This is a genomic window from Bacteroidota bacterium, assembly GCA_013696965.1.
In the GTDB taxonomy this organism is placed as follows: domain Bacteria; phylum Bacteroidota; class Bacteroidia; order JACCXN01; family JACCXN01; genus JACCXN01.
The window spans coordinates 61333-72015 of the sequence record JACCXN010000005.1 but is presented as its reverse complement, the minus strand read 5'-3'; the positions used below and the strand labels follow the sequence as shown (position 1 = coordinate 72015).

General features: G+C 33.6%; 9 protein-coding genes. 5 read left to right on the top strand and 4 right to left on the bottom strand.

What is annotated here, in order from left to right; translation table 11 throughout:
- Positions 1 to 202 precede the first annotated feature (202 nt).
- Positions 203 to 2563: a tetratricopeptide repeat protein gene (locus H0V01_00920; protein MBA2581927.1), complete on the top strand. Its 2361-nt coding sequence runs from the start codon at positions 203 to 205 to the stop codon at positions 2561 to 2563.
- A 12-nt stretch (positions 2564 to 2575) separates the two neighbouring features.
- On the opposite strand, the gene H0V01_00915 is transcribed toward H0V01_00920, so the two are convergent.
- On the bottom strand, positions 2576 to 3358 hold the full coding sequence (locus H0V01_00915; protein MBA2581926.1) for a C40 family peptidase: 783 nt from the start codon (positions 3356 to 3358) through the stop codon (positions 2576 to 2578).
- A 45-nt stretch (positions 3359 to 3403) separates the two neighbouring features.
- A complete protein-coding gene (locus tag H0V01_00910) occupies positions 3404 to 4582 on the bottom strand; it encodes an acetyl-CoA C-acyltransferase (protein ID MBA2581925.1) in 1179 nt (392 codons plus the stop codon).
- Between the two features lie 253 nt (positions 4583 to 4835).
- On the opposite strand from H0V01_00910, the gene H0V01_00905 reads away from it, so the two are divergent.
- Genes H0V01_00905 through H0V01_00890 form a run of 4 tightly spaced genes read left to right on the top strand, consistent with a single transcriptional unit; the run spans position 4836 to position 9011 of the window.
- Positions 4836 to 6923: an HDIG domain-containing protein gene (locus H0V01_00905; GenBank protein ID MBA2581924.1), complete on the top strand. Its 2088-nt coding sequence runs from the start codon at positions 4836 to 4838 to the stop codon at positions 6921 to 6923.
- Between the two features lie 27 nt (positions 6924 to 6950).
- Positions 6951 to 7514: an aminodeoxychorismate/anthranilate synthase component II gene (locus H0V01_00900; protein MBA2581923.1), complete on the top strand. Its 564-nt coding sequence runs from the start codon at positions 6951 to 6953 to the stop codon at positions 7512 to 7514.
- Positions 7515 to 7523: 9 nt separating this feature from the next.
- Entirely contained in the window at positions 7524 to 8165 is a 642-nt protein-coding gene (locus H0V01_00895; GenBank protein MBA2581922.1) for a rhomboid family intramembrane serine protease, read from the top strand.
- Positions 8166 to 8168: 3 nt separating this feature from the next.
- Positions 8169 to 9011, top strand: a complete 843-nt coding sequence (locus H0V01_00890) for an aminotransferase class IV (GenBank protein MBA2581921.1) — start codon at positions 8169 to 8171, stop codon at positions 9009 to 9011.
- Between the two features lie 396 nt (positions 9012 to 9407).
- Here H0V01_00890 and H0V01_00885 read toward each other — a convergent pair whose 3' ends face one another.
- Together H0V01_00885 and H0V01_00880 are read right to left on the bottom strand one after the other, a co-directional pair.
- Positions 9408 to 9974 (bottom strand): YqgE/AlgH family protein, encoded by a 567-nt coding sequence (locus H0V01_00885; GenBank protein MBA2581920.1) that lies wholly within the window; start codon positions 9972 to 9974, stop codon positions 9408 to 9410.
- Positions 9975 to 10003: 29 nt separating this feature from the next.
- Positions 10004 to 10588: a tRNA-(ms[2]io[6]A)-hydroxylase gene (locus H0V01_00880; GenBank protein ID MBA2581919.1), complete on the bottom strand. Its 585-nt coding sequence runs from the start codon at positions 10586 to 10588 to the stop codon at positions 10004 to 10006.
- Between the last annotated feature and the right edge of the window lie 95 nt (positions 10589 to 10683).

The window sequence follows — 10683 nt, the reverse complement described above, 5'->3', positions numbered from 1 at the left end:
TTAAAAAACAAATTATATACATATGAAATAGCCATGCACCGAACAGTGCACAAACACTAATGAAGATAACCTGGCTATACCATATGTCAATTAAAAAACAAATTATATACATATGAAATAGCCATGCACCGAACAGTGCACAAACACTAATGAAGATAACCTGGCTATACCATATGTCAATTAAAAAACAAATTATATACATATGAAATTAATACCTGTTTATTTTCTTCTGCTTTTCCAAATCACAATTACGGTTCCCAATACAATTGCTCAAAACAATTTAATAGATTCTCTGGAGCGGGTAATCAATAATGGTGTTAATAATTGTCCTAAACCTTGCCTTTCAGATACCAATAAAATTAATGCCTTGAATGAACTTTCCATTGAATACATTAAAAAAGGAGACTATGAGAATGGAAAAAAAATGGCATTATTGGCCATTGATAAGAGCAATGAAATAACCTATAAAAAAGGAATTGGTGAGGCTTTAAATTGCATTGGTACTACCTTCCATTACCAGGGAGACCTGGATGAGGCTTTGGGATATTACTTAAAAAGCTTGAAAATTCGAGAAGAAAACGGGGATAAAAAAGGAATTGCAAGCTCTTTTAATAATATTGCTTTAATTCATAGAAACCAGGGAAGGTATGAACAGGCCATAGAATACAATTTAAAAAGTATACAAATTAAAGAAGCCCTTGAAGATAAAGAAGGCATGGCAGCATCTTACAATAATATTAGTATTATATACAAAAAGCAGGGGCTATTGGAATTGGCTATAGAATTCAGTATGAAGAGCCTGGCTATATGTGAAGAAACTGGTAATCAAAAAGGTGTTGCCGGAACATACAACAACATTGGTTTGCTTTTTCATGGCCAAAAAAATAGTGAACAGGCTTTGGAATATTATATGAAAAGTTTAAACATTTATGAGTCAATAAAGGATTTTAAAAACGTTAGCAAAACCTTAAATAACATTGGTTTAACCTATATTGACAAGGGGGAGTTTGAAATGGCCATGGAATATTACAATAAAGGCCTTATTATTGAAGAAAAAGCAGGAAATAAAAAAGATATAGCTTCTTTTTATACCAATATAGGTGCATGCTATATTCGTTATTACAAGAATTATTCTGCACTGTTTTTGGATAAACCAGAAAACAAAACATTTTCCAAAAACGATATTCTTGATTCTGCAAAATTCTATCAATTAAAGGCATATGAAATGCATAAATCAATAGGGGATAGAGTAAGTTTAATTTATAATCACACAGGTTTGGGAAATGTGTACCTCCTTGAAAATAAACCATTAAAAGCATTAAATCATTTCCTGGAAGCTAAAGTCATTGCGGATGAAATAAATTCAAAAACTGAAATTTTGGAGGTCAGTGGACATTTGGTAGATGCTTACAAAGAACTTGGCAGATATAAGGAAGCACTTGAATATTTTGAACTTTTCAAATCTTTGTCAGATACCTTATTAAATACTGAAACCCAGAAAAGCATCAACCGACATGAAGCAAAATATGAGTATGATAAAATGAAAATGAAAGATAGCTTACAACATAGTGAACAAGTCAGTATTAATGAAATTAAACACCAGGAGGAAATTAAAAAACAAGAGGTTTATACTTTTGCAGGTGCACTGGGTTTTTCCTTTATGCTTGTGTTGGCATTGGTTTTATTTAGAAGCTACAGATCAAAACAGAAATCAAATTCATTAATTACTTCTCAAAAAGAAGAAATTGAACACAGGCATAAGGAAATAACAGATAGTATAAATTATGCAAAACGCATTCAGGAAGCCTTGCTTAAGGAAACTGAACATGTATCAAAAGCGCTTCCTTCGCATTTTATTTTGTACAAACCCAAAGATGTTATTTCTGGCGATTTTTACTGGTCATTGGAAAAGAAGGAGAGTTTGTATATTGCAGTTGCTGATTGTACAGGACATGGAGTACCAGGTGCAATGATGAGCATGCTTGGTATCGCCTTTTTAAACGAAATTACAAGTTCTGAAAAACTTTTATCGCCAGCATCAATACTTGACAAATTAAGAGAAAAGATAGTAAAAGAACTCAAACAATCCGGAAAGGAAGGAGAAAATAAAGATGGTATGGACATTTCAATAGTATGTTTAAACCTTTTAACACATGAACTTCAGTGGGCTGGAGCAAACAATCCAATATGGATAATAAATGAAAAACCAGCAGAGCTGAACAGTGAAGGATCAATCATCAACAATAATTCAAATACTGAATTAAGAGAAATTAAGCCTAACAAGCAACCTATTGGTTATCATCCTGGTTATATACCCTTTACCAATAATGTTATCAAACTCAAAAAGAACAGTAGTTTCTATCTTATAACAGATGGATTTCATGATCAATTCGGTGGAGACAAAGGAAAAAAGTTTAAACCATCCCAATTAAAGGATTTACTTTTGAAAATTCATTCAAAATCAATGGAAGATCAAAAAGAAAAACTCAATAAAGTTTTTGAAGATTGGAAAGGTGAATTAGAACAAGTGGACGATATTTGTATTATCGGCATGAGAATTTAAAATCAATATTTATTATTCTATTAGCCTTTTGAGTAATCTTAAGTTATGGCTATAACTTCCTGATTCGGTATTGTAAATTCCATAATGATCAAACTTGTCAATTCTAACCCTGCCTGAAGCATGTATGATTTGATTGTTATTTAAAACAATACCAACATGAACTATTTTACCATCAGCATTATCAAAAAATGCCAGATCTCCTTGCTGAGATTCTTCAACAAAGCTTAAGGTTTCACCCATTTCTGCCTGTTGAAAAGCATCACGTGGAATTGAAAAACCGCTTAATTTATAACAAATCTGAGTGAAGCCGGAACAGTCAATTCCAAAAGGAGTGCGTCCGCCCCATAGATATGGGGAATTCAGGTAGGTATAGGCTATTTCAATTAATTTCAGCCTTCCTGTTAATTGTGAAGGGCGAATGTGCTGTCCTTCGTAGGCATACTCATAACCCTGAAGGTTACAGGATTCACCATTGAACAAGGGTAATGAGCTTCCAATTACAACAGGCGTAATTGCACCGCTTTGAGTATTTAACACAACCTGAACAAGGTCAAAGGTAAGAGCAGGAGGTATTTCATTCAATTCATTGTAAGTATCCTCTGAAATGGGCAGAAACTGTTTGTTATCAATCCATGCCTTGTAATTGTCAAAAGCAATTGATATTTCCGACCAGCTTTTATGTTCAGAAATCACTTGGAAATGTTCACCGAAAAGCAATTGGGTAACCATCTCACTTTTATCAGATGGTTCTGCCCGGCAAGGGACAATACCCAAATTGCAAATTCCGAATTTCATTTTTTTGAAATATTAATTGAAGTGTTAACAGAAAAGCACTGAAAATTATAATCTTTCAATAACCATAGCACTTGCTCCTCCACCGCCATTGCATATTCCGGCTGCGCCATATTTTCCGTTATTTTGTTTCAATACATTTATCAAAGTAACAATTATCCTTGCACCAGAGCATCCAAGTGGATGTCCCAATGAAACAGCTCCTCCATTCACATTTACTTTTGATTTATCCAAATTAAGCTCTTTTACATTTACAAGCCCTACCACCGAAAATGCTTCATTAAGCTCAAAATAACTGATATCATTCATATTGATACCTGCTTTTTTTACTGCTATAGGAAGCGCCTTTGCCGGGGCAGTTGTAAACCATTCGGGAGCTTGTGCTGCATCAGCAAATCCTCTGATTACAGCTAAAGGTTTAATTCCTAATTCTTCAGCTCTTTCTTTGCTCATTAAAACCAATGCTGCAGCGCCATCATTAATTGTTGATGCATTAGCTGCCGTTACAGTTCCATCTTTTACAAATACAGGTTTTAATTCTGGAATTTTTTCGAATTTAACATTTTTATATTCTTCATCTTCTTCAAAAATAATGGGTTCACCCTTTTTTTGTGGAATTTCAACAGGAACAATTTCATCCTTGAATTTTCCTTCTTTCCATGCAGCAGCGGATCGTTTGTAGGATTCAATTGCATATTCATCCTGGTCTTGCCTTGAAATATTGCATTCTTTAGCACAAAGTTCAGCAGCATTACCCATGTGGTAATTGTTGTAAACATCCGTTAAACCATCCTTCACAAGCCCATCTATTACAGAACCATTCCCCAATCTATATCCCGTACGTGCATTATCAAGGTAATAAGGAACCTGTGACATGTTTTCCATTCCACCTGCAATTACCACCTTATTGTCGCAAGTCATTATTGATTGAGCACCTAACATAATAGCTTTCATTCCTGAAGCACATACTTTATTTATTGTTGTACACGGTACATTATTTCCTAAACCAGCAAAAATTGCGGCCTGTCGGGCTGGCGCCTGACCTAAATTCGCCTGAAGTACATTACCCATGAAAACTTCATCAACTTCCTTTGCATCTAAACCTGCTTTTTCCAAAGCCCCTTTAATTGCTGCAGCACCTAATTTTGTTGCAGATACTCCTGCTAAACTACCTCCGAAACTTCCTAATGGAGTCCTAACTGCTGAAACTATATAAACTTCTTTCATTTTCAAATTGATTTTAGGATTAATTACTTTATATAAAACGTGCAAAAATATCAATTATTTATTATTAACACCAGAACAATTATTCCTATTCCTGATTGTTTATACAATAAATTACAAACTATTACAATCTTTCCCTGTAATTTAGTTTTCGGTATTTTATTTGGCATTTCTGTTTCCTTTATATCCGACTTCTTTTAACTAATCCCCCGCTAAATATTAAATATTATGTAATTTAGCAGCGTTATCACTATCAATGAAAAATATTTTAGCCTTTTTCAGGGACAAACACGATGAAATTTTCAAAGGCTTCATCTTCCTGATTTCAGTAATTTTAATTGTTTCGGTTTTTCCAAAAGAAGGTAAATTCAGATATGAGTTCACTAAGGGTAAACCATGGCTTCACCAGGATTTGATTGCCTCTTTCGATTTTGCCATTAAAAAAACGGAAGAGGAAATTAAAAAAGAACAAGTAGAAATAACTGCAAACAGTCAGGTGTTTTTTCAAAAAGATACAGCTGTACTCATTAACCTTTCCCGTGTTTTCGATCGTGATTTTGCCGTGAGTTGGAATAAAAAATACAACTACAATTCACTTGAGGACGAAAAAAAAGATGCGAGAATTAAACAAGCAACATTTAAAAAAGGGCATGAAATTTTAATAAAGGTATTCAGTAGGGGGATTATTGAGGTAAATGATTTTATTGAGAGAAAATCAAGCAGTGAATACATTTCACTTGTAAATAATAATGTTGCTGAAGAAAAGCAAATCCTGGAGTTTCACACCCTGCAAACAGCCTATGATTTTATACATCTTGAAATAGAAAAGGAAAATAAAATAGACGGAAGTTTATTAACTTCTTTGCTTGAAAACATCATTACCCATAATATTATTTACGATGAGCACACAACCAAATCAGTGCTTAATCAACAATTGGAGCAGATTTCACTCATCAGAGGAAAAATACAACAGGGTGAACGGATAATTTCCAAGGGAGAATTAATTGATAGTGAAAAATTTCTCATGCTTGAATCCTTTCGAACCGAATATCTGGCTCAAACAGGAGGAGTGTATAATTACTTATTGATTTTATCGGGTCAATTGTTATTGGTTTCCTTGGCTTTGCTGGTTATTTACTTTTTCATTTATTTATTTAGAAAAGATATTCTTGCAGATAATTTGAAAGTAGGTTTTTTGCTTTTTGTTACAGTGCTAATGGTATTTATGGCTTCATTATCCTTAAAATTTGAATTTGTAAATATATATGCACTACCATTTGGGATTTTGCCCATTGTAATAAGGGCATTTTATGATACACGACTCGCATTATTTACCCATCTTGTTACTTGTCTTGTTTTAGGCTTTTTAGCCCCCAATGGCTTTGAATTTGCCTTTATCCAGTTGCTTGCAGGTATTTTCGCTGTATTTAGCATTGTAAATATGAGCAAACGATCACAATTGTTTTTCACTTCCTTTATTATTTTCACATCCTACTCCTTAACTTATTTAGGGTTTGCAATAATTGAAGAAGGAGAAATTCATACCGTAAATCCTGTGTTTTTTGGCTATTTCGGTATAAGTGCTATGCTTACCTTGTTTTCTTATCCTTTAATTTATCTTTTTGAAAAAGTTTTTGGTTTCATTTCAGATGTTACTTTAATAGAATTATCAGACACAAACAGCCCTCTTTTGAGAGAACTTGCTATGCGTGCTCCCGGTACATTTCAACATTCCCTTCAAGTTGCAAATCTTGCCGAGGAAGCCACTTTTGAAATTGGGGGGGACACATTGCTTGTAAGGGCAGCGGCATTATACCATGATATTGGAAAAATGGATATGCCAAGATACTTTATTGAGAATCAAACCTCTGGAATTAACCCTCATGATGAGCTTAACTTTGATGAAAGTGCTGAAATCATTATCAGTCATGTGATTAAAGGAGTGGAAAAGGCAAAAAAATATAATTTGCCCGAAAAAGTCATTGATTTTATCAGAACCCATCATGGTGATTCCACAGTTCAATATTTCTATAAATCATTTTTGAAACAATTTCCGGATAAATTAATTGATGAAAAAAAATTCCGTTATCCCGGTCCCAGGCCTTACTCTAAGGAAACAGCAGTATTAATGATGGCCGATTCTGTAGAAGCAGCCTCCAGAAGCCTTAAAAGCTATGATTCAGAATCTATTGATAAGCTTGTTGAAAATGTAATAAATTCACAAATTGCCGACAATCAATTTGTAAATGCTGATATTACTTTTAAAGACATTACTGTGATAAAAAAAATTCTAAAGAAAAAGCTCCTTACCATTTACCATGTTAGGATAGAATATCCAAAGTGATTTTTTTCTGATTTAGCCCTAAATTTAATGAATATCCTGATTTTAGATAATTATGATTCCTTTACCTATAATCTTGTTCATATTATTGAAAAAATTTCAGATTGTACCGTTCATGTGCATAGAAATGATAAAATAAAACTTGAACAGATCGAGCATTATGACAAAATTGTTTTGTCTCCGGGCCCTGGTTTACCCTCTGATGCAGGTATTTTGATCCCTTTAATTCAAAGGTTTTATAAAACCAAAAGTATATTAGGTATTTGCCTTGGCCATCAAGCAATTGCTGAGGTTTATGGAGGAAATTTAATTAATCTTGATGAAGTCCTGCACGGGGTTTCATTGCCTGTAGTGGTTCAAAAGAAGGATGTGATTTTTGATGGCATTCCAAATTCCTTTCTTACAGGAAGATATCATTCCTGGGTTGTAGATAAAAACATTCCGGATGCACTTGAAGTACTTGCAAGGGATAAAAATGGAAATGTTATGGCACTAAGACATAAGGAATTTGATGTGAAAGGAGTTCAATTTCATCCTGAATCTGTGCTCACCGAATTCGGAGAAAAATTATTAAAAAACTGGCTTTATTCCTGAAACTGCTTAATGTTGCTGCAACAAATTTTTACCTTTGTACCCATGACATTAATAATTATTATTATCACCGCACTTGTTTCCATCATTGCTTTTCAAAAGCATGATATAATGTATAAATACCAGTTCAATCCCTATTTTGTTAAGAATAACAATGAATGGATTCGTTTTTTCTCCCACGCACTGCTTCATGCAGACTGGATGCATCTTATTTTTAACATGCTTGTCCTTTATTTTTTTGGAAGTGTGGTAGAATCTTATTTTGATCTTTATTTTGGAGATAAAGGCATACTTTATTTTCTACTTCTATATATTGGAGGAATTATTTTCGCAGTACTACCAACCTACAGAAAACATCAAAATGATATTTATTATAATTCAGTTGGTGCTTCTGGGGCTGTTTCCGCAGTTTTATTTTCAAGCGTATTGCTTGATCCAGTCAGGGATTTATGTCTTTATGGAGTTTTGTGTTTTCCTGGAATAATATGGGCATTAATTTATTTAGGATATTCTTTTTATATGGGACGAAGGGGAAAAGACAATATCAACCACGATGCACACTTTTGGGGAGCCATCTTTGGAATTGTTTTCACCATTGCAATAAGGCCTTCCTTTGCTGTGGAATTTTTAGATAAAATTGCAAATTTCATTTAGCCTATGCAGCAGTTTATCCTGTATAATGGTGAGCTTATTCCAGCTGACAAACCTGTTTTTTCAGTTAAAAACAGATCATTCAGATATGGAGATGGGATTTTTGAATCTGTTCGTGTAATTAAAAATAACATCTGTTTTTTGAACAACCATGTGGAGCGTTTAATGCGTGATGCGACTTTTCTAAATATACAATTACCTGCTTTTTTTACAGCAGAATTTTTAAGCATTCAAATTAAAGAGTTACTGAAAAAAAATGGAATTTTAGCCGATGCAAGGGTTAGAGTTACACTTTTTAGAAAAGAAGGAGGATTTTACGCCCCCATTGACAATTCAATGGAATATTTAATTGAAGCAAATGCATTGTATACAGATGGTTTTAATTTGAACAAAACAGGGTTAATCATTGATATTTATGAAAAATTCAGAAAACCCTTGAATTTGCTCTCTAATTTAAAAACCAACAATGCCTTGCTTTTTGTGCTATCTTCAATGGATAAGATAGAAAAAAACCTTGATGATTGTTTAATTTTAAATGAATTAGGGAACATCGCAGAAGCAACTTCTTCTAATTTTTTTCTTGTTTCATCCGGAAAAATATATACCCCTTCCTTGGAAGAGGGGTGTGTTGCCGGAACAATGCGTAAAACAATTATTGAACTTGCTCTTTCTCAGGGCCGTAAGGTCTATGAGTGTGCAATTTCTCCTGATGATTTATTAAATGCAGATGAACTGTTTCTTACAAATGCAATAAACGGTATAAGTTGGATTGCGGGATTCGGCAAAAAGAGGTATTTCCATCCTGTTGCTTCAAAATTAAATCAACTGCTTATTAACCTTAGCTCATAATTTGAAATTCCTTTCCTACTTTTTCCTACTTTAGGAGCTCAAATGCTAGTGGTAAATATTAATTCCAATGCAAATAAAGGAAAAGGTTAATATAAAACGATTTTTTTCTTTTTTTTTTCCTTTATGAAAATTTTCGAAATTTTTAGATTTATTTTATCCTACCACTTCCCAATTAAACCCTAATTCTCTATAAACTCTAGTTTTTAAATTTCCCTTCCCTTCAAAATTATATCAGTTGAAAAATAGAGCAATTAATCTTAAATTTGTCAATCAACTTTTGCTTTAATTAAAAGGCTTAGCCATAAGCATCTAAATTCAGGCAATTAATTTCCCCAATTATAAAAATGCTTAAAAGCCCTCCTTTGATTTGCTTTAAATGCCTCCATTCATTTTTCCTTAATTAAGGCTGGGATCAACTGGGAAATTGGCTAGAATAGCATATTCAGTTCCCATTTTTTTAAGTACTTCTGACCACATGGAATCATTCCTGGTATTCATAATTTGGTTTACATCAGCGTTAGTCACTATCCATGCTTGCTCATCTATTTCCCTTTCTAATTGCCTTGGTTCCCAGCCTGAATAGCCTGCAAAAAATCGTATTTGATTTTCTCTTATTTGGTTTGATGCAATTAAAGACTTTATGATTTCAAAATTCCCTCCCCAATATAAGTTTGGAATTATTTCCACACAATCTTCAACTTTTTCCCCAAGGGTATGAATAAAGAACAAATTATCCTTGTGAATTGGTCCTCCAAGATAAACCTGCCCATCATAGGGAGGAAAATCGGTTAAACCCTCATTTAAAGATAAATCAATTGGTTTATTTAAAATTAAACCGCTGGCACCGGTTTCTGGACTATATTCAGTGATTAAAATTACAGAACGCTGAAAGTAGGGATCGTGTAAAAATGGTTCTGAAATAAGAAGTTTTCCTTGACCTGGATTTATATTACTTAACCCCATAACTAATGTTTTTTAGTTTTTAAATATTTTCAATGAAGGGCAGCTCTTATTGGCAATAGCCTACAAATTTCTGCTTCTTTTGCAACCAGATAATCCAAGCGCTCATAAACCTCCTTTTCATCCTGGTAGTTTAATATCATTTTTACAAAAATATTGCCGTGTTTTGCTTCCGAAATCCAAAGCATTTTATAAAATGTTTTTAGTTCTGCATCTATTATGTTTTCTGCCACCAGCCGGAACCTTTCAGCTCCCCTGCATTCAATAATTGATGCCAGTAACATTCTGTCCATTAGCCTTTCATCTGGAGTATTTCTGCAAAGAGCCAATAGCTGTTGTATATAGGAATCCTTTGGTATTTCTGCCTTTAGCCTTATTCCACGTTTTTCCATAATCTGGTATACCATTTTAAAATGTTCCATCTCCTCCAAAGCAGTCTCTATTAATTCGGGAATTATTTCCACCTTATCCGGACATTTAGCAACAAAACTCATTGCCATGGCTGATGCCTTGCGTTCACAATCGGCATGATCCTGTAAAAATCCTTCTAAATCCGAAAGCACTGCTTTTACCCATTCCATGGAAGTGTTAAATTGTAATTCTGGCGATAATTTCATAAGTGATTGTTTTTTTTAACCTGAATGGTTATGCGTTTTTTGGCCAAATATAAGCGATATATTTACTTTTATTCTTTGCTTTATTATAATTTGAA